The following is a 23,991-nucleotide window of genomic DNA, read 5'->3' as shown; positions in this document are numbered from 1 at the left end:
GCCGTGCCGACGCACGGCGGCTGGATTCCTGTGACAGGCACAGGAATGAGGGAAAATGGGGCAGCGTCCGTGCCAGACATCCGCCATTGATATCGTGGATGAGCAGGAATTGCCCTGTATACCACCCTTCGCGCAACCCTATTCCGCCCATCAACACGGGACAATCTCCCGAAAGCTCATACCTATCTGCGAAATCGGCCATTTCATCGCGCCGCACCATGCGACCGCCTGAGCACAAGATCCAGTCGACATCACCCAAAGGCCGGATCGCCCGTTGCTAGCACTCGGGCAACCGCAATCATCCGAAAGACTGAACCTCGGCGGCGATAAGCATCACTTGTCGCCGTATGTAAGTTATAACTAATAAAATTACCTCAGAGAATATCTGATCGCTTTATTGTTTAACTTATAGGGCAGGGCGATGAAATTTTTCCAGACTGAAGCAGAGAATGATGTCCATGGCGTCCCTCTATTTATGAAAAGACATGTCGTAGTCCCGAACAGCGAGACTATACCAGTCGAGGGACAGGATTATATCTACAATGAACTAACACAACGCGCCAAATGGCTGGACCCGATGGCCAGCAATAAATGGTCGCCCACCTCACATGGCGATGCAAAGGTAGACGGTGTGGATTACCTGCAGTGAACGTCAGTAGTTGCATCATATTCCAGTATTGGTCAGAAGATGGGCGCCGTTTTACTTGTTTCGAATAGTGGCGATATTCATTGTGACTATCTGATCGAAGCCTGCGAGAGGCTCCAGGTCGCCTGTTTTCGATTGAACACCGACCGGTTTCGCAAATATGGCTACCTCAACTGGTGCGTCGACAATGACAGATGCCAGCTGGAAATCGACGGGCGGCAATGCGATCTGCAAGATGTCGGGCTCCTGATTTACAGAAGGCCGGTTCCTTCGCATCAGTTCAGGCGTGACGTCGAGCCATGGGTCGGCCGTTTGCTGGATGCCGAGTGGACAGCGGTGGAGAATGCGCTCTCTCGTTCCGGCCAATCCAGGATCATGAATCCGCTCCACGGCTCTGCCTTGGCCCAGAACAAAATCATACAGCTGAAGACAGCCGCAAGTGCCGGGTTACGCGTTCCTGAAACCCTTATCAGCACCAACGCCGCACGCTTGCAGGCCTTCGCAAGGCGTCACAGGTGCGTCACGAAGGGAATCGTGAATGCCTTCTTCGTCGACGGTGACAAGCTTCGCTCCGCCTTCACGTCTCTCGTAGATGAGACAGATCTTTTTAGCTACGATCCTACAGGCTGCCCGACCCTGCTTCAGGAAGCGATCGTGCCTCAGGCGATCTGGCGTGTCGTCGTGGTGGGACCGAAAGTCCTGGGATTCAGGTTTTCCGGTCCGGAACTGCTCGATGAAATCGACTCGCGAAAGGTCGACCAGATCATTGACGGGGAGGCAGCGCCCGTCCCGGAGGATGTCGCGCGCAATCTCCTCAAAATGTGTCGGGCGTTGAACATAGAATTCGCCTCGAGCGACATAATCGAGGACAATTCGGGACAGATGTGGTTCCTGGACCTTAATCCGGAGGGTCAATGGGCATTCCTCGAGGACAGGTTCGGCGTGCGGATTTCCGAAGAAATCATCAGGCTCGCGATCACCAACCATTGAGTGGAACCTTGAATGACGGCACTCGCGAAGCGAGCCATCGCCTTCAAGCCGTGCGGGACGCTCCACCTTCCATATATTCCTTCACAAGCCTCTCATATTCATCGAGGGCCGGAAGACCAGCGTAGCTGTGGACCGCCGGCGTCGCCGCCCAGGGCAGCTTTTCGCTCGTCCAGGTCTCGATGAAGGGCGTGAACCAGCTTGGATCGTCGAGCATGGTCGGACGGAGATTGACGAACCAGTCGAGACCCTCCGTCTTCGTGAACATCCAGCTCATGCAATACGAGCAGAAATAGTGCCGCGACGTTCCGTGCAGACCGCCGATGACGGGTTCGCCTTGCGTCACTTCAAATCCTTCGCTTGGAATCGCAACGCTCAAGGAATAGGCGCTTGATGACATGCGCTGGCAGCCGGTGCAGTGGCAGGCCATGGTCAGCAAAGGTTTTGCGTTGATACGAAGCCGCACTCGACCGCAACGGCATCCGCCTTCGGATGGCAGGCTCGGATTACTCATGATTTTTCCTCCGTTGTGACGATCATGTAGCGGAGTGAGCGGCGCCGTCAAAGGCAAAGCAAATCCAGGAACTGTCTGCCTTCAATCGGTAGCGCAAGGCCAGTCTGCCGGGGCCTTCAATCCGGCGGGCAGCTTCGTCGACTGATCGCCGCAGGCAAGATCGATCTGCACCTGTTCCAGACCCGTAGCCGCGGAGAGATCCAGTCCCTCGATCCGCGTCAGGTACATGAAGGCGCGATCGAACGCGATCGGACCTGCGAAGGTCGCGTTTCTGAGATCGGCACGGGAAAGATTGGCAAGCTTAAAGCGGGTGCCCGTCAATTCCGCTTTCTGGAAATTGGCGCGCCCCAGTTCCGCCTTCTCGAAATTAGCGTTCGTCAGCCGAGCGGCGCTGAAATTTCCGCGTTGCAACTCTGCACCGGCGAATGAGGCGCCGGTTGCGGAAACATTGGCGAAACTGGACCGATAGGCTTCGATCTTGGCGAAATTCGCATTTTCCGCGTGGGCACCGGTCAGCCAGGCGCGCACCAGGGAAGCCTTTTCCAGGTTGGCCGATTTGAGATTGGTGCCGCTAAGATCGGTCGCATCGAAATCCGTGCCGAGCAGGTTGGCACCTTCAAGGTTGCTTCCCTGCAGCATGATGTTTCTCTTCTTGCATTCGCTCCAGTCGAGGCCGGGCGAAGCCGTGCTGCCGCAGTCCCCCGCCAGCGCGGGACGATAGGCAAAGGTGGAAACCAGGACCGCCGGGACGAGGGCGAAGAGTATTACGAGCGGCAGCTTGCGTGCGAGGCGTCCGCACCCGATATGCCGAGATTTCGTCCCCATCGGCTCGCCCAATTTTCCCGCGATGACACTCATCCTGCCGCTCCCGAATTCCCCGCCTCAATCCGACTCGGTCACATGAGGTGGACATCTCCAGCAGTTCTTACACAGCTTACAATACAATAAAAAGGGACTTCCTGCGCGAATTCACTCACCCCTGGGAATGCGGCTGAAGCCGCTTATGGTGGGAGCGGCGATTGCGTGCAGAATTAGAAATATCATGGACTTGCCGGCAATCTCATCCTGAATTTCCGCTTCTCGGCAGCAAATGCCACGAACATATCATCAAGTGAGAGTGCGCGGTCACTATAGGCGCGACCTCTTTCCGTCGGAGCCGTCGCTCTGGTGTGAAGTCTCAAGTCCGAGAGCGGCGGAGAGCCGGGGCGAGATTTCTTCAAAATCGCCTGCGCAGCCACTATACTTGGCGCTGTAGCCGGGGAGAGAGGTCATGCGTCCACTAGCCCAGTGCCAAGTGTTACTGGCCGCGGTTTTCGCGAGCGCGGCCGCCATGGTTTCGATATCCGCGCACGCTCAGGACCGTGTCGCCGAACGTGCGGCAATGGTCGAAACGATCAAGCGGCACGCCCGCTCGGCGCCGTCGGCGGTCGAGGGACAGGGCATCGATCCGGCAGTGCTGACGACGATGGGAAAGGTGCCGCGCCACCTTTTCGTGCCCGAGGCACAGCGCGGCGCGGCTTATCGAGATCAGCCACTGCCGATTGGATACGGTCAGACGATCTCGCAGCCCTTCATCGTCGCGCTCATGACAGATCTGATCAATGTCGGGCCTGGTGACACCGTCCTCGAGATCGGCACCGGCTCGGGCTATCAGGCAGCCGTGCTGTCGCCGCTCGCCGCGAAGGTTTACTCGATCGAGATCATACCGGAACTGGGCAAAAGAGCGGCCGCCAGACTTGGCGAGCTCCGCTTCAGCAATGTCGAGACGATGGTAGGCGACGGCTACTATGGCTGGCCTGCGCATGCGCCTTTCGACGGCATCGTGGTGACTGCCGCCGCCAGCCACATCCCGCCGCCGCTGGTCGAGCAGCTCGCCAAGGGAGGCCGGATGGTCGTGCCTGTGGGAGGTCTTTTCGCCACCCAGTTTCTCATGCTGGTCGAGAAGCGACAGGATGGAAGCATCACAACCCGGCAGCTGCTGCCGGTAGCCTTTGTGCCGCTGAGGCAAAGCAGGGGCCAATGAAAGCGGGGCGCCTGCTGCCCGTCGGTCTCCTATCGGCGTCGATCCTTGCCTATGAAGTGCTGCTGATGCGGCTCTTTTCGATCATTCAGTGGCATCATTTTGCCTATATGATCATAAGCATCGCACTCCTGGGCTTCGGCGCGAGCGGTACTTTCGTCGGGTTCGCCCGCCGCCTTCTGGTGGAGCGGTACGCGGCTGCTTTCGCAGCTTCTGCAGCCCTGTTCGGCATCACCGCGATTGCCAGCTTCGCCGTTGCCGAACGCCTCCCATTCAATGCACTCGAGATCGTCTGGAACCCGCGGCAGCTCGGTTGGCTTGCGGCCAGCTATGCGCTCCTGATCCTGCCGTTCTTTTTCGGGGCTACCTGTATCGGCCTTGCCTTCAGCCGCCATCCTGGCCAGATCGGGCGCGTCTATGCCTTCGACCTCATCGGCGCAGGGATCGGCGCGCTGGGCATCGTCGGGCTCCTGTTCCTGGTCTTTCCCTCTACGGCGCTACGTATCGTCGCAGCGCTAGGATTTGCGGCGGCGGCTCTCGCCGCGACAGGCATGACTTACCATCGATGGCTCGTCGTGGGCGGCCTCGGGCTTGCAGCCGCGGTCACCGCGGCGTGGCTGCCACCGTCCTGGACAGACCCTGGCCCACGCATGTCGCAATACAAGGGCCTCCGCATCGCTCTCGAAGTGCCGAACGCACGCGTGGTCGAGGAGCGGTCGAGCCCGCTCGGACTGCTGACGGTCGTCGAGAGCCCGACGATTCCTTTTCGATACGCGCCGGGCCTCAGCCTCGCCAACACCCAGGAGCCGCCCGCACAACTCGCCGTCTTCACCGATGGCGACAGCATTACGGCGCTCACCGCCTATGACGGCGATCCGGCGACAGTCGCTTATCTCGGCCGGACAACGGCCGCACTCCCGTACCGCATCCTTCATCGGCCGCGTGTGGTGATCCTCGGTGCCGGCGGCGGCGAGCAGGTGCTACTGGCGCTCAGCGCCGGAGCCGAGACCGTGGATGCCGTAGAGATCAACTCGCAGATGATCGACTTCGCCCGGGTCCGCTTCGCGGACTTCGCCGGCGGCATCTTCAACCGACCGAACGTGCATCTGCACCTGGCCGAGGCGCGCGCCTTTACTGCGACGACCGACGAGCGTTACGACCTGATCCAGATCCCGCTCCTCGACTCCTTCGGCGCGGCCGCCGCCGGCGTGCAGAGCATGAATGAGAACTACACCTACACCGTGGAGGCTCTTCGGAATTACCTGGCGGTGCTGAGACCGGATGGAGTTCTTGCCATTACGCGTTGGCTGCGAGTGCCGCCGCGCGACATCCTCAAGCTGTTTGCCACTGCTACCGCTGCGCTTGAAGCGGGCGGCATGGCCGAGCCGAGCCGGCACCTGGCGCTGATCCGGAGCTGGAACACGGCAACCCTGCTCGTCGCCAAGTCGCCGTTCACGGGCGAAGACGTCGCTGCCATCCGCAGCTTCGCAGCCGAGAATTTCTTCGACATTTCTTGGCTGCCGGGCATCTCCGCGAGCGAGATGAACCGCTACAACCAGCTCGACCGGGAATATTTCTATGAGGGAGCCCTCGCTCTCCTTGGCCCTGCGCGAGCCGATTTCATCGAGCGCTACAAGTTCGACATTGCACCGGCCACGGACAATCGGCCCTATTTCTTCGACTTCTTCCGCTGGCGCGCCCTGCCCGAACTCCTGACGCTGCGCACACAGGGCGGAGCAGCGATGCTCGACTGGGGCTACCTGATCCTGGTGACGACACTCGTCCAGGCCGCGATCCTCAGCGCCGTCCTGATCCTGCTACCGCTCGCGCTTCGCCGGCGCGCACTCGGGACAGCCGGACACCCGCTGCGCTTCGGTCTCTATTTCCTTGCCCTGGGGCTGGCCTTCCTCTTCATCGAGATTGCCTTCATCCAGCGCTTTGTGCTGTTTCTCGGCCATCCGCTCTACGCTGTAGCTGTCGTGCTTGCGGGCTTCCTTGCCTTCGCCGGTCTCGGCAGCGCCCTGGCCACACGCTGGATGGCAGCGGTCGGACGCGGATCGGCTGTGCGCGGCATTGCGCTTGCGGTCGTCGCGATCGCATTGCTGGCTGCCACCTACCTGCTCGCGCTGCCCTTGATATTTGAACGGCTGCAGGCGCTCCCGGACGCCGGAAAGATCGCAATCGCGCTCCTCCTCATAGCGCCGCTCGCCGTCTTCATGGGCATGCCGTTTCCCCTCGGCCTCGGCTATGTCGGCGCACGCTCGGAGGCGTTTATTCCCTGGGCCTGGGGGATCAATGGCTGCGCGTCGGTGCTGAGTGCGATCCTCGCAGCCCTCCTTGCAATGCATGTCGGATTCACAGGCGTCGTGACGATCGCCACCGTCCTCTATCTTGTCGCCCCGGCCTTACTCGCCGGATCGGGGGACAAGCTCCCGAAAGCTCCCATCTAGTCAGGCTTCGGCATATATACGCTTACGCTAATATTCCGATGGGTTTACAATCGATCTTCCACGCGGCTCGTCCGAAGCCGCCGGCGAAGAGGCCAATCAGGGGAGGAAACCATGACGTGGGTCGATCACAAAATATCGCGTACTTGGCATAGGTCAGTGCTCGGGGCGGCCGCCTTTGGCATGAGCGTGCTGATGACGGCAACGGGCGCCGGAGCCGGCTCCGTGGACAAGACCCCATTCGGAAACACGCAGGACGGCAAAGCCGTCGATCTCTACACCCTCACCAACGACAAGGGCGCGTCCGTCAAGTTCATCACCTATGGCGGCATCATCACCGCAATCAACATGCCCGACCGCTGGGGCAATCTCGGCAACATCGTGCTCGGCTTCAAGGAACTCGCCGACTACGAATCCAAGAACCCCTATTTCGGCGCCTTGATCGGGCGCTACGGCAACCGCATCGGCGCCGCGAAGTTCACGCTCGATGGTAAAGAGTACCAGCTCGCTGCCAATAATGGGCCCAACAGCCTGCATGGCGGCAAGAAGGGCTTCGACAAGGTCATCTGGACGGTCGAGCCGGTGACAGACGCGAACGGCGCCGCGGCGCGGCTCACCTACACGAGCAAGGACGGCGAGGAAGGCTATCCCGGCACGCTTAAGGCCCAGGTCGTCTATACGCTCACCAACGACAACGAGCTGCGCATCGATTACGAGGCGACAACGGACAAAACAACCGTGGCCAATCTCACGAGCCACTCCTACTTCAATCTCGCCGGTGACGGCGTGGGCGGGATCGGCGATCACATCCTCACGATCAACGCCGATCGCTACACCCCGGTCGATGCGACATTGATCCCGACCGGGGAGCTTGCCTCGGTGACCGACACACCATTCGATTTTCGCCAAGGGACGCCGATCGGCGCACGCATCCGCGCGAAGGACGAACAGATGGTCTATGGCCGCGGATATGATCACAACTTCGTGCTGAACCGGTCAGGAAATGGGCTTTCGCTTGCCGCGCGGGTCTACGAGCCGCGTTCGGGCCGGATCATGGAGATATCGACCACCGAGCCAGGCGTCCAGTTCTACAGCGGGAACTTCCTCGATGCGACGCTCGTCGGAGCGGCCGGCCAGCAATACCGCCAGACCGACGGCTTCTGCCTCGAGACGCAGCACTTCCCGGATTCGCCGAACAAGCCGGACTTTCCGACGACCGTGCTGAAACCGGGCGAGACGCTGAAGTCGACGACGGTGCATAAGTTCTCGACGGATGCGTCGTAGATGTAAGCTTTCGGGACGTTGTCCGTGTCAGATTAACCGGATACATGGGTTACAGTTCCGGTGCTGTTTGTGCCGCCGTGAGGGACGACGGAGAGTGCGACTCCCCCTTCGCCCCGCCTGCGGGGAGAAGGTGCCCCAAGGGCGGATGAGGGGCTTTCACCGCGCTCCGGTTTCGATCAAAAGCTATTGGATTCGCTGAAAATTCTGCCCCTCACCCTGACCCTCTCCCCGCACGCGGGGAGAGGGGACAATCGAGCAAGCGGTGGTAGCGGCGGAAAGAGATGGCGTTGGTTGTCGCGCTTCGTTCGGCCTATTCGATTCGAACGCTCCAGATCAGCGCACCATAACCCTCGCAGGACTACCGACCACCGTCGCGCCTGCCGGCACGTCCTTCGTCACCACCGCACCGGCGCCGACGATGGCGCAATTGCCGATCTTCACGCCGCCCAGGATGATCGCGCGGCCGCCGATCCAGACATGATCGCCGATCTCCACCGGCCGCGCGATTTCCATGCCCGCCTTTCTCAAGACGGGGTCCTTGTGGTGTTCAGCGCAATAGATCTGCACCCCAGGGCCGAGCATGGAGGCATTGCCGATGCGGACGCCGGCGGAATCGAGGATCGTACAGCCGGCGTTCAGATAGACGCGCTCGCCAAGCACGATATTCATGCCATAGGAGCAATGGAACGGCGCCTCGATGAAGACATCGGCAGCCGTCTCGGCAAAGAGCGCTCTGAGCGCCGGAGCGATATTGCCGCGTTCGTCGGGCGGCTGAGTATTGTGCTGATGAACGGCAATGCGCGCCTGTCTGCGCAAGGCGTCGAGTTCCGGATCGAGGCAGCAATACCATTGCCCGGCGGCCATCTTGCTGAGTTCGCTCTGCTGCAATATTCCAATCCTCCCTATCGCCTGTTCCTAAGTCGGAATCGATTTACGGAACCATGCAGCATGGCACAACCCTCAGTCAGAATGGACACCTCCCCTTGCCGGCGCTAATCTTACCCCTTGGGAGGTTGGCGCATGATGCGGCGGCGGACAACGATCCTGGATGCGGATGTGGTTGGCTATAGCCGGCTGATGGGGCTGGACGAAACCGGCACCTTCGAGGCGTTGAAAGCACACCGCTCGGAACTCCTCCTGCCTGCGATCGCCGAACATCACGGACGGGTCTTCAAGCTGGTCGGCGACGGCACGCTGGCGGAATTTGCAAGTGCCGTCGACGCCATTGCCTGTGCGATGAAAATCCAGGAAACCATGCCCCATCGCAATGAAAGCATTGTGGCCTGCAACCGCATGGAATTCCGAATCGGCATTCACCTCGGAGACGTCGTGGTGGTGGAGGACGATCTCCTCGGCGAGGCCGTTGATGTTGCCGCCAAACTCCAGGAAATCGCGCGTCCCGGCGGGATCTGCGTGTCGCAGCAGGCCTATGAACAGGTCGGATCGAAACTCGATTTTCCCGTGACTGACTTCGGTCAGCAGAAGGTGGAGAACTGCGACGAGCCCGTTCGCGTCTGGCGGTGGTCGCCGGATGTCGCCCATGCCATTGCCTCCGCGGAAAATTCCTCGTCGGGTCGCCGGCGACCGTCGATCGCTGTCCTGCCCTTCGTCAACCGGTCGAATGTGGCCGAACAGGAGCATTTCTCCGACGGCTTCACCGACGAGCTCATCGCCACGCTTGCGCGGTGCCGATGGCTGCTGGTTGCCGCCCGCAACTCCTCCTTCAGCTACAAGGACAAGCCAATCGATATCAGGCAGGTCGCTGAAGATCTCGAAGTCAAATATGTGCTCGAAGGCAGCGTCCGACGATCGGGAAACAGGATCAGGATCACGGCGCAGCTCCTCAACGGCGCTGACGGCGCGCTTCTATGGGCCGAGCGCTACGACGGCACGTTGGAGGATGTTTTCGAATTACAGGACAAGATTGCCGGCCAGATTACCGGCACGATCGAGCCGGAGCTCGGCAACATCGAATTTGCTGCACTCCGAGGGCATATGTCAGCCGATATGGGCGCCTGGGAAATCTATCTGAAGGGCCTCTGGCATCTCTACATGTTCACGCTCGAGGACCTTCGGATCGCCAGGGACCTGCTCGAGCGCGCCATCGCCATGGACCCCTCCTTCGCGCAGGCCTATGCGCGGCTCGCCTATGTCCATATCCAGCTCGGCTGGTACGGACCGATGGAGGAGCGCGCCGCGCGCATAGCCGATGCCATCACACTTGCCGAACGGGCAATCCTGCTCGACGAAGGCGAACCTGCCGCCTATCTGGCGCTCGGCCGGGCTCAGGCTTTGAACGGTGAGCCCGAGAGGGGAATCGATAACCTCCGCAACGCCCTCAAGCTCAATCCGAGTTTCGCCCAGGCGCATTTCGCGCTGGGACAGGCGCTCTGCTATGTCACGCGTCCGGAAGAGGGCATCCTCGAGATCAAGGAAGCGTTTCGCCTCAGCCCGCGCGACCCGCATCTGTGGACCTTCTACAACATGCTCGCCATCGCGCATTACCAGACCGACAGTCTGGACGAGGCGACCGAGGCCGCACGCGCCTCGCTTCGCCAGGCGAACACGACATTCTGGCCGGCGATGGTCCTGGCGACGATCCTTGGAAGACAGGGCAAGGCTGCCGAGGCGCGGAGCGCGATCAACGAGTTGCTGCGGTTGCGACCGGCTATGACCCTGAACGATGCGAGGCGCGAATTCTATTTCGGCGATATCCCGGCAATGCCGGAGAGTTTCGTCGACCGGTTCGTTGCAGATCTCCGCAAGGCGGGCCTTCCGGATTGACGCGATGCAGGGCATCCTGCGTTCAAGCGACGACCTCTCTCCGCCATCACCACCGGGATGCGCCTCTTTCCACCCTCATCCCTGTGCTTGTCACAGGGATCCAGCAGCGCCGTGTCTACGGCGCGGGAGACTCGCTTTGCGATGCTCGCGGATGGAGATGTCCTCTCGTTGGAATAGCTCTGCCCGTTAAAAGGCTCAAACAAAACCCTCTAATTGGCCATCCGACAGGAGTCCTTTCGCCGTGCCGACGCACGGCGGCTGGATCTCTGTGACAAGCACAGAGATGAGGGAGGGTGGTGAAGCGTTCGCGCCAGACAACGAGCATTGAAATCGCGCATGGCGGGGCTTGCCCTTTATGCCAGCCCTCAGGCCGCCCTTCACGGAAAACCGCCTGATCTCAACACAGACAATCTCCCGAAAGCTCACATCTGAAATCAAAGAATTAGAGCTCCGTGCGCTCGTTTGAACGCACGGCCTAAGTCAATCCGTGCAGCAACGATCAGAACTGCTTGCCGATCTTTGCGTCGACGGAATGCGCATTGGCGCCGCGGATCGCGAAGAAGAGCGTGATGACCGCCCAGAGGATGGATTTCTCCGCGCCGCCGAGCCCCTGGCCCTGGACGATCCAGTGGAAATAGACGGTAACCAGCAGCACGATCGTCGTGGCGACCGCGGCCGGACGGGTCAGAAAGCCGATTGCCAGGAAGATGCCGCCGAAGAATTCGGTCGCGGAGAGCAGCGGCGACCAGAAGACGCCGGGATAGAAGCCGAGCCCTTCGACCATGCCGACGGCACCGAAGGGATTGAGAATCTTGCCATAGCCATGGGTGATGAGAAGCGCGCCGGCCACGAAGCGCATCAGGGTCTCGGCCCCTGTCTGCAGGGCGGCATAGACGGAACCGAGCGCCGGAATGATAAGGGCCGGACGGGAAGCAGTGGTCAGGTCGGTCATGATGATCCTCTTATATGTACGGTGCGATATATTATCCTCTCTGCAATCCTTGCCGTTGAAACAAGAGGGCAGCCGGCATTCTTCGATAAAAACATGATTCGGTAAGTTGACTTTTATGTGATCGATGCGTGAGCGCCAATTGCGGCCACCGGCCAGTCAGCCTAAATGTTACTAAACACAAAGGAATTCAGCCATGACAGAAAAAGCTCGCATCACCATTCTCTATTGCACGCAATGCAACTGGCTGCTCCGGGCGGCCTGGATGGCCCAGGAACTGCTTCAGACCTTTTCGGACAGCCTCGGCGAAATGGCGCTCATTCCCGGCACCGGCGGTAATTTCGAGATTCGTGTCAATGGCGATCTCATCTGGGAGCGCAAGCGCGACGGCGGCTTCCCCGGCCCGAAGGAACTGAAGCAGCGGGTGCGCGACATCATCGAACCCGGCCGCGACCTCGGCCATGTGGACCGCCAATCCCTCGAAAGCTGATCAGCGATAGGGCGACATGCAGCGCGCATAGGTGCCGCGATAGGTCATGTAGCGATCGCGGGACGGCTCATAGGAGCGATATTTCGATTGGCACCAGTGCACATGACGGGTGTCGAGGTTCGGCGCCGGCGGACGGTATGTGGTCGCGGCCGGCGGCTGCACGTTGTAATAGAGCCTCGGCTTGCCTGCGGCGCGCGGCTGGATATAGGTCGGCGCCGTATTGCCCGGCGGGCGGAAATTTGGCTGGATATAGGCGGGGCGATGAAACTGTTGCGGACCGAAGCCGAAGCAGCCGCGATAATCGCACATGACCTGCGCATTGACGATGGCGGGATTTCTCTCCCCTGCCACCGCAGGAACGGGCGGCGCGGCCTCCGCCAACAGGGGCGCCGAGGCGATCAGACAGCCGAGCATCATGCCACGCAAAACAGTCACAAGACGAACTCCTTTTGCATCTCTTCAGGAGATTAATCGCACCGCCCTCACGATCTGAAATCGCTGGAAGTGGTAATCTAACACTTACAGCCTCCCATTGCACGGCCGGGGACGACAACAATCCGTGAGCCCTGCCGCGAGCCGCTCAGCCAAGCGAACATCCGCCGCTCTTGCGCGGAGATGCAAATCCGCCTCCCACCGATGCTTTTTTCAACATTGCCATGAAAACTTCAAAAACGCTGTTGACAGCGCAGCGCCGCCCCCTTAGATGCGTCTCCGTCGCCCAGATGGCGGAATTGGTAGACGCGCAGGTTTCAGGTACCTGTGCCGCGAGGCGTGGAGGTTCGAGTCCTCTTCTGGGCACCATTCCGATTTGATCGCTACCAAGATCAAATAGTTAAGCCTTCCCAATATGTTGCGCATTTGGTACCTTGTAACAAAGGCCTGTAACAAATGCGTCTAAGGCTCGTCCGCCCGATGGCTTCCAAGGGTTCCCGTAATCCTCATTTCGTAAAGCGCATTCCCGCCGATCTGCGCAGCCGAATGGTTGGCAGGACGCTCGTCATTCCGTTTGCTGATGGCACGGTGACCTTTAATGTGACCTCCAGCACACAAAGCATTCGGTTCTCGCTCCGCACGTCCAACCCTGTTGAGGCCAAGGTGCGGCAAGCGGAGGCGCTGGCGTATGTGGAACAATACCTTGAAGCCGTCCGCAGCAGCAGACCCCTCCAGTTAACCCATCGGCAAATCACGGCGCTTGCCGGAGAATTCTACAAATCGTGGGCATCAGGCCCGGATACCACAGGGTCTCTGACACTCACACCCTCTACTGGGGAGTTCTCCACGCGGGATGACGATGGCTTGGACGAAGCCGAGATGCTGGCCGCAGCGGCAGCAAGCTTACGGGAGAAAGCCGAGGGGGCGGATGAGAGCTACTTCTTAAAGGCCCACGGTCCAGACATAGACCATATTCTTGCTAAGCTGGGCATCCCGGAGGTTACCGAAGCAACACGGGGAAAGCTTGCAGTCTCTTTCGGGAAAGCTCTGCTGGAAGGCATACAGACCAACTCAAGGGTGGCGGGGGGCGATTATAGCCCGGACGAGAACCTGTTGCGATTTCCGAAGTGGGAGCCTCCCGAGCAGCCGAACAAACCGCAGTCCAAAAGCGGCTCAAAGGTCTTCCTCACTGGCCTTGTTGAGGGGTGGTGGCAGGAGGCTAGGGCCGCTGGCAAGTCCGAGAGCACGCACGAGAGCTATGCCAACACGTTCCGCCTCTTCTCTACCTTCCTTGGCCATGATGACGCCTTGAGGGTGACCCCGCAGGACGTAGTGAACTATAAGGATCATCGCCTATCCGCGATCAATCCGAGGACCAAGAAGCCTGTCTCCGCAAAGACCGTGAAGGCTAGCGATTTGACGGCCCTTAAGAGCGTCTTTGATTGGGCGGTGGTTAACCTCAAGGTGCCGTCCAACCCCGCAAAGGGCGTTACCCTCAAGCTCGGCAAGAAGGTCAAGGTTCGGGAGCGGGACTTCACCGATGCGGAGGCGAGCGCCATCCTCCGTGGTGCTAACTCATTGGCTCACACCAAGCTGCGCAACCAGACAGAGCTTGCCAAGCGCTGGGTGCCGTGGCTTTGCGCTTATTCCGGATGCCGACTGGGTGAACTGGTCCAGCTACGCAAGGAAGACTTCCGGCAGCAAGGTGGGTCTTGGCTGATGCATATCACGCCCGAGGCTGGCACCGTGAAGGGCAAAGAGTTCCGCGAGGTGCCTGTACATAAGCACCTTATTGAGATGGGCTTGCTGGATTTTGTAGCAGCGGCCAAGCCCGGCTACCTGTTCATGACCATAAAGCCCGGCAATACGTTCCGTGGCGTCTGGCAGAGCAAGAAGAACCGGCTAGCCGAATTCGCCCGAGAGTTTGTCAAAGACCCCAATGTGGCCCCGAATCACGGCTGGAGGCACACCTTTAAGACCAGAGGCCGGGGAGCTGGCATTGAGAACGTCACGCTGGATGCCATTTGCGGGCATGCCCCGGAAACAACGGGAGAAAGCTACGGGACTGTACCGCTGAAAGCCAAGGTGAGCGCCATGGCGATATTCCCACGGTATAGCACGGGACAGATAAGCAACTGATGTCCAGACGCCCGGTACACCTCACTTACCGCAAAGGCTCGCGGGTGCCTCAGTTTGTCCAGCGCATACCCGTTGATGTCAGAGGCCCCCTAATAGGCCATGTTATCGTGGTGCCGCTCGGAGAGGGCGGAGATGCGGTTACATGTGCGGTCAAACCCAGCACGCAAAACATTCGGTTCTCCCTTCAAACCAGCGACCCAGCAGAGGCAAGGCGTAGGGAAGTTGCCGCAACGCTCTTCCTTGGGCGGTATTTTGAAGCCGTCCGCTCGGCGCAGCCGCTTGAGCTAACCCATAGGCAGACCATCGCGCTTGCCGGAGAGTTCTACGCCATGTGGGCGGCAGAACCAGACAGCCCAGTGGCTCCAGCATACACGCCCAACATAGCGAGCCTCACTTCCGGGCCTGTCGAGGATTATGACCGGGAGGCCTTTAGGCTTACGGCTCTGAGCGAAGACATCCAGCGTCAGGCCCTAGAGGGTGGCGAGACGTTCGCAATGGCTGTCTTTGGCGCTGTAGCCGATGCGCTCTTGGGCGGGCATGGCATTCCGACGATAGTGGCGGCAGCTAAGTTGCGGCTGGTTATCGCGCTCAGCCGTTGCCTCCCCGAGGCCCTGAAGATCAGAGCTAGAATCGCTGGTGGTGATTTCAGCCCAGACGTAAACCTTGCCAAATATCCGAGATGGGAGCCCCCAGAGGAGGCCACCAAGCCCCGCGTCTCGGTCTCCCTCAATGCTCTCCTAGAAGGCTGGTGGACCGAGCACAGCGCTTCCGGTGGAGCTGAGGGCACCTACGAGCTCTACAAGTCGGCTTTCCGCACGTTCTCCACCTTCCTGAAGCATGATGATGCCTCTCGGGTCACTGAGGGCGATATCCAGAGGTACAAGGACCATCGGCTATCCACTCCCTCCCTACAGACCAAGCGGCCCATCTCCGCGCGGAGCTTCAAGCATGGCGACTTGGCAGCCCTAAAGACCATATTCTCTTGGGCAGTCGCCAATAGGAAGCTTCACGTCAACCCCGTGGGAGACCTCCGCGTAAAGACAGGCAAGCAGGTCAAACTCCGGGAGCGAGACTTCACGGATGCCGAGGCGCTATCGATCCTTAGGGCAGCGCTCGGCCAGCGTTGGGCCAAGCGTTGGGTCCCGTGGCTCTGTGCCTACACTGGGGCTCGTGTCGGTGAGATCGTCCAGCTACGGCGAAAGGACTTCCGGAAGGTGGGAGCCTCGTGGGTTATCTCGATATCGCCTGAAGCTGGCACGGTGAAGGGCAAGGAGCTCCGGGAGGTCCCGCTACATGCTCACCTTATCGAGATGGGCTTCTTGGACTTCCTGCTGGGCTACAAGGAGCCGGACGACTTGCTTTTCCTGAAGATCAAGCCCAAGTCCACCTTGCGGAAGACATGGAAGACCCAGAAGGACAACATACGGCGGTTCGTGCGGACCATCGTGGCTGACCCTAATGTGGCCCCGAATCACGGCTGGCGGCATACCTTCAAGACCAAGGGCAATGAGGCTGGCATTGAGGAGAAGGTGTTGGATGCGATCTGTGGGCATGCGCCACAAAGCGAGGGCAGAAAGTACGGTACCGTCTCGCTCAAGGCCAAAGAGGCAGCCGTTAAGAGATTTCCGCGATGGGACATAAGAGCGGTCCAAGAATGAGCGGCGGCACTTTCATGGTGACTTCCTCAGCCTAACGCCCGGCTGCCCGTGGTTTAGGAACTCAATGCCTTCACTTTCGAGCACGCGCATTACGGCTTGTATCTTGTCTAGCCCGCTGGTGAGGACCTCCGAGCCGCGCTTCTCCATCGCGCCAATCGTGTTGATGTTTAGCCCCGCCCGCTTGGCAAGGGTGCCTTGATCCATGTCGGCCAGTGCTCTGGCGGCTCGAAGTTGATTTCCTGTGGTAAGCATTCCTCAATCCTATCTCTATCCTGCTATGAATTTTTCATAGTTTGATGTTGACTGCAAGAAGTTAATATGTTCCTAGTTTGCTAGGAATAAATCCTAGCGTTCTGGAGCAAAAAGATGGGTGCCAGCAGATCAGCCATATCAATTAGAGGCGCATACCTTTTGGAAGACATAAAGCTGTCCAAAGACGGCAGACGGTGGGCACAGCGCCTAACCCTCCCGCTCGGCAACAATCTGATTTCCCTTGATGTCTGGGCCGATTGGGACAGCGACCGCCCGAGCATTCATCTCGAAGTTTCAGAGGAGGAAGCCAAACGCGGGCATGCGGCCACAGCCCTAAGCCTGCTTCGGGAGCGAGCTGAGAACGTCGCAGAGGGCGGCTTCACGAGACGGCAAGCAGCGAAGGCGACACGGGAATTTCTTGAGGTGCTGGCTACCGGGGAAGTCCCGCCGAAGATGCGCAAGGCCGTGGCTGAGAGACTGGCACAGAATGCAGGGATGTTTGGGGCAATGAGCAGAGACCAAGATATGGGCAAGGTGGTTGACGTAAGGAGACAGATGACGGTTTCCTTTGAGGAGGAGCGTGAGGCTTGGCTTAAGTTCGTCCCCGAGCTTACCCGCATGCTTGGCTCTATGCCGAAGCGGAAAGGTGCCATTGAGGTGTACCTGGGAGCGGTCCCCGGCTGCTCTGGCGCTGTGCTGCTTACGGTGACGCTCGTTGACAAGAGCAAGGACGGCGAACCATGGTGGTGGTGTGACAGTGAATGCCTCTATTTTCCGAAGGGGGACTTGGGGCAGAGGATCAGCCAAGCCAGATCGTGGATTGCTGGCCTGAAGAGGAGCAGAGCTTCCGTAGCCCGTGCTCGTCCCGTATCCCCCTATGGCCGCAACGTGTTGTCATTCGGTTGGTATAAGAAGGTCTTCGAGGAGCAGAACGTTTAAGGGCAACCGGTTCCAGTGGAAACGAAGGATTACCAAGAGCCAAAAGGTTGGGGCCTCTTTCGGGCTGGTTACCGGATGGGGAGATGCATAGCGCAAGCTCCCGGATATATGCCCATTGTCATCTTGTTGCTGGCGGCAGGCTGGTACATTGACCACAACAGCCAGCGAGCCGAGAGGGTGAGAGCTATGGAAAGCTCGTTGCAGGCATGGTGCCCGTTCTGGAAGACGGACCAAGCATGGTGCATCGCTGGTAGCCGCTACATGCGTAGACCCAGCTTGGCGGAAGTCAACCGGTAATAGCGATGCGCTTGGGCATAGGGGTAGGCATGCTGCTTGGCAAGTGGCTGCCCTATCCACGCTTAGACCCCATCATCAGTGTTGTAACTGTGAGCAACCGGTAGGATGCTGGGGGTCTTGGCATTGAGGTTGCCGTGTTGCTTGCTGGGTGCAGTGGTCAACAAGATGGCTTAAGGAACAGCCTCAAGGTAGGCTCCATGCAACCGAGATGTTGCGCATTACGTTACACCCTGTTGGTCCAATGATGATTGTGGTCTGCCTACAATGGCAATACCCTTTGGCCGTAGCTATAGGTCCATAGCGGAAGGTATAGCAGCCATTGGGCGAATAATCGCCTTCTCCACAACCGGAAGGCTATGGCCGAGTTGCGCCCGACTGGTCTCAACCATAGCGGCAATCGCACCCTCACGGGCCGACTGCGCAACCATGATTCCGTCATGCATGCCGAGAGCGACAATGCCACGCCCCGCCAATTGCAGCAGCACAGCGACCAGCATGCGGCTTTCCGCGTGCATGAGTTCAAAGCCTACATCCGTATCGAAGAGCGGCGCTAGTTCTGGGTGGAGTGCTACGGCGGCAGCCTTGAAGCGCTGCATGGTCCAGCCTGATGGCAACCGTTCGGCTATACCTCTAGGTAGTTTCTTCGCCGCGCTTTGCCGGAAGAACAGAGACACCATCAGTTCCTTGACCGCATCCCGGTGCCCCTCCAAGCCGGGTATGGCGTAAAGATCGCCGGGCGGCGGCTCAATGCCCTGCCGGAGATATCCCAACCGAACGAAAGCCGAAGAGTAGTCGAGGTCACACGCGGGCTCTCCGTTTATGGTCAGCAAATGTCGGTACTCTCGGCTAAGGTCCTGCCACCAACCACCGTAAAGCCGTCCATGGCGACTGAAAGCATGCGGGTCCGTTGGATGTTCAATACGGAATTTGCGGACCATGTGGGCGGCTGGCATTCGCTTGCCGTCAAGCCGCAAGTCCGCGTTGCTCAAGACCCTGTTAATGATTTCCATTTCCCGCCGTAGCCGGAGGGTTTCTTCAGTGTCCTGGTAGTCCACCAACTCCTTGCCGCGTGTCTGCTCTTCTATCTCGGTGCCGTCTAGCCGCTCCCGTATGCGTGTCCTCTTGCTCCAAAGCTCAACCGTCTCCCTGCCTATTGCCCTACCGAAGTCATCAGCGGTGACGCCATGCCGCTGCAACATGTCGGTGAACATGGGGGTGGGCGCGATGATTGTCCGTTGCTGCCGGAATATTGCCGGTAGGGTGCTCAGCGCCCCCAGTTGCTCCATGTGCCCTATGTAGGTGCGAAGGGTTGGTACGTTGAAATCCGGCCTGTCATACCGACTCGCCTTTCCGTTGGCGACAGAGACGGCTACCCCGGCATATGGCAAAGGACTTAGGGCCAGGACAGCAAGGTTTGCCACCAATGTCTCAAGGCAAGCAGCGCGGCGTCGAATGCCATCAGCCCTATGAGACCTTCCGGGCATCGTAGGCGGCTGGGGAATGGCAGCGAACAGTTCCGCCACCAAACCCGAGAGAGCTTCACCACTGGCCACCAACCAGCTATCAAAATGCCGTACAGACGGCTTTTCCGCTGAGGAACCGGAGCGGATGGCTAGTGGCTCCAGCATCTTAGAAGTCCGTGTTATAGGTGTCTCGCAACGCTTCCCATCTATCCTGTGCACCCTGCCTGACTTCTTTTAGCCTAAAGGCTTCATCGTGCAGTTCGACGGCCCTTGCGGCCAGCGTTATGCCTCGCCGCTCGGTTTCATCGTCAGTATCCCGGATGATATCGGCCTGCTTGCGCCTCTTCTTGTCAGATCCACGGTAATCTTCCTGACGACGTTGCTCACGGGAGACTCGGTATATATGCCAGACCTCTTCCTGAGGAGCGAAAAGCAAGACCTCAGAGTTATCCGGAATGTGATCCACAGCCACTCTAATGGCGAGGTGAAGCACGCGGCTTTGACTGCCGTCCACGCCCTCCGGCTTCGTGTCCATGTTCGTCCAGACAATCCGCCCCGTGTGATCCTCAAGAAAGACCAACCACGTATGTTGCGGATATTTTCGATTGCCCGCGTTCACACCTGCGACCGACACGAACAGCTTAAAGAGTGCAGCCTCACTCATTTGTTGCCCGCTCCGAAGCCGTCGATGATAGCTTGTACGCCTGTCTTTTGCTCCTCCGTGGGCTCTTCCTTGAGATGCCGGTAGTGGTCCACGACCTTGCGCTGGGATTTCAGCAGGGCATCCCGCACATTCTTGTCCGCACGGATGCGCTTCGCGGCTGCTTCACGGTACTTCGTGACGTACTGGCTGAGGAGCCACAGCTTTGTGCCTCGCGTCCCGACATCACCGTCTGGAGCCCTGAGGTATGATGGAGACCGCATAGCCTTAGCCACAGTGTCCCGCAGAGAGCGGGCCTTAGGGCTGGGCTGTCCGGCAAGCTTCTGGTACTCCACATAGGCGTTCTGCCCGTTGACCAAGGTGATGTCCCTAAGGTCCACCTTGCCCATGTTGGGAGACGGAGGGCTCATCGTAGAGCCACCCTCAAGGCCAAGCCTAGGGGTCTCCTGATCCACGAGCGTCCCGTTGTCGTCAGACCACAAGCCCTGCCGATTGAGCACAGGTTGCCCCAGCCAGTTGTACTTTGGCGGAAGGTCTGCACTCATGCCGGGGATGACCTGCATCATCTTATCGGCAATCGTCCGGGCGTCCCTCATGTAGGGGTCCGTAGAGAGCTGGCGTGTCGCCCCGCTGAAGGGGACGAAGCTTTGGGCCATGCTTCCCGCAAACCTCTGGCCATTCCTGTCAGGATCACTCAGAGCCTCAAGCGCTTGGTTCAAGCTGAGCAGGTACGTGCGGGAGGTGAACTGCTTGGCCAGAGACATGGAGAGAGCGCCAATGGCGTCCATAATCTCCGGGGTGTTCTCCGCATCGTCCGCCATCACGTGATAGGCGTCTTGGATGTCCGCAATGATACCGAACGGCAAGGCCACAGGGTCATAGCGGTTGAACGGGATGTAGGACTTGGTGCCATCGTCATTATGCGTGACAATGGAGTACGGCTGCCAGCCTGTGGCAAGGAGCTGGGCCTTAAGCTCAGGGTTCGAAGGTCCGCCACCTGTCACCATGCCCTGAGCCCCGATGTACGCGGCAGCTCCCATGAACAGGTAGCCCATGGTAACCTGTCCGACTGCTTGCGCCTTAGCCTCATGCCCGAGCTTTCCGCTGAGCATCTGGCGATACTCGTCCTGAAGCCTGTTCAAGCCTGGAGTCATCTTCCAGCCGTACCGAATTATATTTGTCGGAGTTCTAATGAAGGGAAGAACGAGCCTTAATAGGCCAGTGGAATCATTCCCGACGCTGGTCTGGACGTTCTTCCCCCACGTGCCCGGCAGGAGGTCTTGCTGGAAGGTCGCAATGTTGGCCTCACGCAAAGCCTCAGGGTCAACACCACGCCCCTCTGCGTCAAACGCATTGTCCAACCGTTGGGAGACGTAGCTCTTGACGAAATCCTTGGAGGCTTTCGCACTGAGCCCAGCCTCAACGGCCTTCTCCGTGCCCTCCATGTAGGCCCGAGCTGCCACCTTCGATCTATAGACCGTCTGCTTGACCAGCTCGTCCACACCACCGAGGAGGCGAGGAGCTACCCCGGCTGCTGTGAGCGGGATGCTGAGGGCATTGTGGATGACATTCGGCAGGCTATCCCACGGCTTGAAGTAGTTGCCATTGATGGCCTGCGTACCGGGAACCTGCCAAGCGGTGTTAGGTCCACCCGTGACCTCGGTACCATGAGGCCGCAGCAAGCCGTCATTGCGGGTGAATGCCTTAACGGCCTGCCCAAAGCCATCCATGAGGGCCGAACCCATATAGGTGTACTGCCGCAGGTTCTCCTTGATGAGCGCCTTGCTGGCGTCCCTGCCGGAGATGGCACCGGGGACAGACCCCAAGATACGCTCCATCGGCCTGATGCCGACCATGTAGCCGTTCGTCATGATGTTGATGAGCTGGGTCTTTGGGCCGGACACAAGGCTGGCGATACGCATATAGTTCACCGTGTCCATGATCTTCCGGAACAACGATGGGTCTGCCAGCTGCTTGAGCTTCTGGGGATTGCCCTGTGCCTCGGCTAGCAGGTCATAGAAGCGGTCCTTGCTGAGACCCTCGAACAAAGATGGGTCAAAGGGCCTGCCCCTATTGGCTCGCACCGTACGGCCACCCTGAGCGCGTATCTCATCGGTTACCTTGAGGAGCGTGGTGGCGAGGGAGAAGCGCTTGGCAATCTCAGCCTCCATAGCCTCCAGACTGCCAAACTGGGTGTAATCCCCGAGCTTCCGGCGCATGGCCAGCAGCGAGGCATCCTGAAAGGCTTTGGCTGTGAGGGAGCCCACCACGATCATCTTTGCGGTAAGCGTCTTGCTCGCCTCTCCGGCCTGCTGGAGGATGCCCAGAAGTCCAGCCGGGTCCTCTCCCACCATGGCAGCGAATGCGTGGACTTGGCGCTGCAACTTAGCGTCAGTGAGCTTTACGCGGAAGCCTTGGGCCTCCAGCTCCTCGGCCTTGTGGTTGACCGCCAGCTCAATCATCTGGTCAACATCGTTGTCCGTCTGGAACCGGTCATAGAAGGTGCCCATGTCAGGAGAGAGCTTCTGGCCGCTGTCCAAGGTGCCCATCCAGCCCCCAGCCTTCTCCATGAGGTCCCAGTCCTTCTCAGCATTCTCAAGGGACATCGGGATGTCATCCAAGATGCTGTTGGTTTCGGCGGGCTGGAAGTCCACCTTATTGCGGAACGGCTTGGGCTTGGCTACCCCGGCCTCCTCCATGGCGGCTGTGGGGTTGGCTGTAACCTCTACCGCGATCTCGCTCTGAGGAGCTGCGGGGATGTCATCCGTTTGGGCGGCTTGTTGTCCTAGCCCTGAAGGATTGCCGCCAGCCTCCGCATTAGCTTGTTCTGGAGATGCCTCTGGGGTCTGGGCTTCCGCCGCGATTTGTCTATCTGCCTCATTGTTTGGGACACTGGGTCCATCACCTTGAGGTACTGCCTGTAGACCATCCGCCTGTTCCACTTGCGGTTTGACCTCAGATACTGCTCCTGCATTGGCCTGCTGCTCCTGTGCTATATGGGCATGTTGTTCAGCCTCAAGCTGGGTCACTGCCCTGCTCGCCTCTGCCGTCTTGCCTTCCTTGAGATACCGCCAAATGCGAAGACCCCCGGTGAATGTGCCGATGATGGCCGCATCCATCCCAAGGCTCTCCATGGCATTCTTCAAGCGGCCCATTGCGGCGCTATCCCCCGGCTTGGCTGCTAGCCACTCATTGAATGGGTTGGCCAGCGGGGTGTCCTGAATGAGATTGCTGAGGCGTTCCTCATGGGGGTCAAACGCAATGGCACCCGCGAGAGCCGCCTTGCCAGCCTCAAGCCCCGCCTTGCCATACTTCACGGCCTCCACAGCTGCCTGTCCGGAGGCAAGCGTTTCGCCCACCCACGGGAGAGCCTTAGCGGCGGCTCCAAGCTTACCGAGCCCGATCATAGCCACGGTGAACTGCCCAATGCCTGAGGCCAGACCGTTTACTATGGGGCGATCGGCTTTGAGCTGGGCATCAAGGTCCTCAACATTCTGCCGCCACTGGGATTGCTGCTCGCGAGGCGTATCGCCAAACAAGAAGTCCTTGGTCTCAAAGACAGACTTCAAGCCGCCTGTAGCCAGCGCAGCGCCACCGGCAGCCGCAGCATCTAGCCGTTGCTCCTCGGTGATCGGAGCGCCTTCTGGGGTGGAGACCCCCGGAGCTTGCATGGTGCCCTGCTGTAGGGCTTCCCCAAGGCTCTCTGGAGGCTGCTGCTCTTGGACGGCCTGGATGCCGGACTGGATAGCCCCCATAAGGTTAGCTGCCGCTTGGGGGTCAAACTGGAGCTCTTCGTTGTCCTCCGGTGTGTCTTGCCGGGGGGTGGATAGCTGTCTCTTTTCGGTCATCGTGCTATCCGCCCCTTGTTGCTTCCCTGGGTGTCTTCTGAGGTATCACCCCTTGGGCCTTGCCCGGTGGGTGGGTTGACACGTAGTAGGTGCATTGGTATCCGTCCTTGTGTTCGGTGCGTTCCCCGGTTGCTTGCGAGGCGTGAGGGTGACCGCACGGTTAGCTTGAGGTGCCCACCTG

Annotated in this window: 19 protein-coding genes and 1 tRNA gene; 10 read left to right on the top strand and 10 right to left on the bottom strand. The window is 59.5% G+C overall.

All coding sequences use genetic code 11. From position 1 onward, the window contains the following. The coding region (locus AAE029_RS34735; RefSeq protein ID WP_371077489.1) for a hypothetical protein at window positions 1-220 on the bottom strand (220 nt) is incomplete at its 3' end. Window positions 221-688: 468 nt separating this feature from the next. On the opposite strand from AAE029_RS34735, the gene AAE029_RS34730 reads away from it, so the two are divergent. Continuing rightward, entirely contained in the window at window positions 689-1,636 is a 948-nt protein-coding gene (locus AAE029_RS34730) for an MvdC/MvdD family ATP grasp protein (protein WP_371077488.1), read from the top strand. Between the two features lie 43 nt (window positions 1,637-1,679). Here the strand turns inward: AAE029_RS34730 and AAE029_RS34725 are convergent, their stop codons facing one another. Both AAE029_RS34725 and AAE029_RS34720 read right to left on the bottom strand, forming a co-directional pair. After that, window positions 1,680-2,147 carry a GFA family protein gene (locus AAE029_RS34725; RefSeq protein WP_371077487.1) on the bottom strand — a complete coding sequence of 156 codons (468 nt, stop codon included), beginning with the start codon at window positions 2,145-2,147 and terminating at the stop codon, window positions 1,680-1,682. 81 nt (window positions 2,148-2,228) lie between these two features. Then, a complete protein-coding gene (locus AAE029_RS34720) occupies window positions 2,229-3,005 on the bottom strand; it encodes a pentapeptide repeat-containing protein (protein WP_371077486.1) in 777 nt (258 codons plus the stop codon). Between the two features lie 412 nt (window positions 3,006-3,417). Here AAE029_RS34720 and AAE029_RS34715 point away from each other — a divergent pair, with 412 nt between their 5' ends. The 3 genes from AAE029_RS34715 (at window position 3,418) to AAE029_RS34705 (ending at window position 7,898) form a co-directional block, all read left to right on the top strand. After that, window positions 3,418-4,170: a protein-L-isoaspartate(D-aspartate) O-methyltransferase gene (locus AAE029_RS34715; RefSeq protein ID WP_371077485.1), complete on the top strand. Its 753-nt coding sequence runs from the start codon at window positions 3,418-3,420 to the stop codon at window positions 4,168-4,170. Beyond that, on the top strand, window positions 4,167-6,617 hold the full coding sequence (locus AAE029_RS34710) for an SAM-dependent methyltransferase (RefSeq protein ID WP_371077484.1): 2,451 nt from the start codon (window positions 4,167-4,169) through the stop codon (window positions 6,615-6,617). The genes AAE029_RS34715 and AAE029_RS34710 overlap by 4 nt, the downstream gene beginning before the upstream one ends. A gap of 111 nt (window positions 6,618-6,728) precedes the next feature. Further along, window positions 6,729-7,898 carry an aldose epimerase family protein gene (locus AAE029_RS34705; protein ID WP_371077483.1) on the top strand — a complete coding sequence of 390 codons (1,170 nt, stop codon included), beginning with the start codon at window positions 6,729-6,731 and terminating at the stop codon, window positions 7,896-7,898. A 333-nt stretch (window positions 7,899-8,231) separates the two neighbouring features. Here AAE029_RS34705 and AAE029_RS34700 read toward each other — a convergent pair whose 3' ends face one another. Further along, the gene (locus AAE029_RS34700) at window positions 8,232-8,762 is read right to left on the bottom strand and encodes a sugar O-acetyltransferase (protein ID WP_371077491.1); all 531 of its coding nucleotides are present in this window, start codon (window positions 8,760-8,762) and stop codon (window positions 8,232-8,234) included. 159 nt (window positions 8,763-8,921) lie between these two features. On the opposite strand from AAE029_RS34700, the gene AAE029_RS34695 reads away from it, so the two are divergent. Continuing rightward, entirely contained in the window at window positions 8,922-10,682 is a 1,761-nt protein-coding gene (locus tag AAE029_RS34695; RefSeq protein ID WP_371077490.1) for an adenylate/guanylate cyclase domain-containing protein, read from the top strand. A 499-nt stretch (window positions 10,683-11,181) separates the two neighbouring features. Here AAE029_RS34695 and AAE029_RS34690 read toward each other — a convergent pair whose 3' ends face one another. Then, window positions 11,182-11,634: a DoxX family protein gene (locus AAE029_RS34690; protein ID WP_371077482.1), complete on the bottom strand. Its 453-nt coding sequence runs from the start codon at window positions 11,632-11,634 to the stop codon at window positions 11,182-11,184. A 193-nt stretch (window positions 11,635-11,827) separates the two neighbouring features. Between AAE029_RS34690 and AAE029_RS34685 the strand changes: the two genes are divergently transcribed. Continuing rightward, a complete protein-coding gene (locus AAE029_RS34685) occupies window positions 11,828-12,121 on the top strand; it encodes a SelT/SelW/SelH family protein (protein WP_371077481.1) in 294 nt (97 codons plus the stop codon). On the opposite strand, the gene AAE029_RS34680 is transcribed toward AAE029_RS34685, so the two are convergent. Continuing rightward, the gene (locus tag AAE029_RS34680) at window positions 12,122-12,556 is read right to left on the bottom strand and encodes a BA14K family protein (RefSeq protein ID WP_371077480.1); all 435 of its coding nucleotides are present in this window, start codon (window positions 12,554-12,556) and stop codon (window positions 12,122-12,124) included. It lies immediately after the preceding gene. Window positions 12,557-12,837: 281 nt separating this feature from the next. Here AAE029_RS34680 and AAE029_RS34675 point away from each other — a divergent pair. From AAE029_RS34675 to AAE029_RS34665, 3 genes are all read left to right on the top strand, one after another. Next, a tRNA-Leu gene (locus AAE029_RS34675) sits at window positions 12,838-12,922 on the top strand. A 111-nt stretch (window positions 12,923-13,033) separates the two neighbouring features. Then, entirely contained in the window at window positions 13,034-14,692 is a 1,659-nt protein-coding gene (locus AAE029_RS34670) for a DUF6538 domain-containing protein (RefSeq protein ID WP_371077479.1), read from the top strand. Continuing rightward, window positions 14,692-16,350 (top strand): tyrosine-type recombinase/integrase, encoded by a 1,659-nt coding sequence (locus tag AAE029_RS34665; RefSeq protein ID WP_371077478.1) that lies wholly within the window; start codon window positions 14,692-14,694, stop codon window positions 16,348-16,350. Before AAE029_RS34670 ends, AAE029_RS34665 begins: the two co-directional genes overlap by 1 nt. Before the next feature lie 12 nt (window positions 16,351-16,362). Here AAE029_RS34665 and AAE029_RS34660 read toward each other — a convergent pair whose 3' ends face one another. Continuing rightward, window positions 16,363-16,602, bottom strand: a complete 240-nt coding sequence (locus tag AAE029_RS34660; RefSeq protein ID WP_371077477.1) for a hypothetical protein — start codon at window positions 16,600-16,602, stop codon at window positions 16,363-16,365. A gap of 114 nt (window positions 16,603-16,716) precedes the next feature. On the opposite strand from AAE029_RS34660, the gene AAE029_RS34655 reads away from it, so the two are divergent. Further along, window positions 16,717-17,541 carry a hypothetical protein gene (locus tag AAE029_RS34655; protein WP_371077476.1) on the top strand — a complete coding sequence of 275 codons (825 nt, stop codon included), beginning with the start codon at window positions 16,717-16,719 and terminating at the stop codon, window positions 17,539-17,541. A 584-nt stretch (window positions 17,542-18,125) separates the two neighbouring features. Here AAE029_RS34655 and AAE029_RS34650 read toward each other — a convergent pair. From AAE029_RS34650 to AAE029_RS34640, 3 genes are all read right to left on the bottom strand, one after another. Continuing rightward, window positions 18,126-19,259 carry a hypothetical protein gene (locus AAE029_RS34650; RefSeq protein ID WP_371077475.1) on the bottom strand — a complete coding sequence of 378 codons (1,134 nt, stop codon included), beginning with the start codon at window positions 19,257-19,259 and terminating at the stop codon, window positions 18,126-18,128. Window positions 19,260-19,467: 208 nt separating this feature from the next. Then, complete coding sequence (locus AAE029_RS34645) at window positions 19,468-19,965, bottom strand: hypothetical protein (RefSeq protein WP_371077474.1); 498 nt, start codon at window positions 19,963-19,965, stop codon at window positions 19,468-19,470. After that, a complete protein-coding gene (locus AAE029_RS34640) occupies window positions 19,962-23,810 on the bottom strand; it encodes a hypothetical protein (protein ID WP_371077473.1) in 3,849 nt (1,282 codons plus the stop codon). The genes AAE029_RS34645 and AAE029_RS34640 overlap by 4 nt, the downstream gene beginning before the upstream one ends. Between the last annotated feature and the right edge of the window lie 181 nt (window positions 23,811-23,991).

It is taken from the genome of Sinorhizobium sp. CB7, from assembly GCF_041357635.1.
Lineage (GTDB): Bacteria > Pseudomonadota > Alphaproteobacteria > Rhizobiales > Rhizobiaceae > Rhizobium.
The sequence above is the reverse complement of the archived record's forward strand: the minus strand, read 5'-3'. Positions and strand labels throughout refer to the sequence as shown.

Bases quoted from the DNA above. Each gene is read 5' to 3' on its own strand.
- AAE029_RS34730 (WP_371077488.1), top strand. From the start codon at position 689: ATGGGCGCCGTTTTACTTGTTTCGAATAGTGGCGATATTCATTGTGAC.
- AAE029_RS34725 (WP_371077487.1), bottom strand. From the start codon at position 2,147: ATGAGTAATCCGAGCCTGCCATCCGAAGGCGGATGCCGTTGCGGTCGA.
- AAE029_RS34720 (WP_371077486.1), bottom strand. From the start codon at position 3,005: ATGAGTGTCATCGCGGGAAAATTGGGCGAGCCGATGGGGACGAAATCT.
- AAE029_RS34715 (WP_371077485.1), top strand. From the start codon at position 3,418: ATGCGTCCACTAGCCCAGTGCCAAGTGTTACTGGCCGCGGTTTTCGCG.
- AAE029_RS34710 (WP_371077484.1), top strand. From the start codon at position 4,167: ATGAAAGCGGGGCGCCTGCTGCCCGTCGGTCTCCTATCGGCGTCGATC.
- AAE029_RS34705 (WP_371077483.1), top strand. From the start codon at position 6,729: ATGACGTGGGTCGATCACAAAATATCGCGTACTTGGCATAGGTCAGTG.
- AAE029_RS34700 (WP_371077491.1), bottom strand. From the start codon at position 8,762: ATGGCCGCCGGGCAATGGTATTGCTGCCTCGATCCGGAACTCGACGCC.
- AAE029_RS34695 (WP_371077490.1), top strand. From the start codon at position 8,922: ATGCGGCGGCGGACAACGATCCTGGATGCGGATGTGGTTGGCTATAGC.
- AAE029_RS34690 (WP_371077482.1), bottom strand. From the start codon at position 11,634: ATGACCGACCTGACCACTGCTTCCCGTCCGGCCCTTATCATTCCGGCG.
- AAE029_RS34685 (WP_371077481.1), top strand. From the start codon at position 11,828: ATGACAGAAAAAGCTCGCATCACCATTCTCTATTGCACGCAATGCAAC.
- AAE029_RS34670 (WP_371077479.1), top strand. From the start codon at position 13,034: ATGGCTTCCAAGGGTTCCCGTAATCCTCATTTCGTAAAGCGCATTCCC.
- AAE029_RS34665 (WP_371077478.1), top strand. From the start codon at position 14,692: ATGTCCAGACGCCCGGTACACCTCACTTACCGCAAAGGCTCGCGGGTG.
- AAE029_RS34660 (WP_371077477.1), bottom strand. From the start codon at position 16,602: ATGCTTACCACAGGAAATCAACTTCGAGCCGCCAGAGCACTGGCCGAC.
- AAE029_RS34655 (WP_371077476.1), top strand. From the start codon at position 16,717: ATGGGTGCCAGCAGATCAGCCATATCAATTAGAGGCGCATACCTTTTG.
- AAE029_RS34645 (WP_371077474.1), bottom strand. From the start codon at position 19,965: ATGAGTGAGGCTGCACTCTTTAAGCTGTTCGTGTCGGTCGCAGGTGTG.
- AAE029_RS34640 (WP_371077473.1), bottom strand. From the start codon at position 23,810: ATGACCGAAAAGAGACAGCTATCCACCCCCCGGCAAGACACACCGGAG.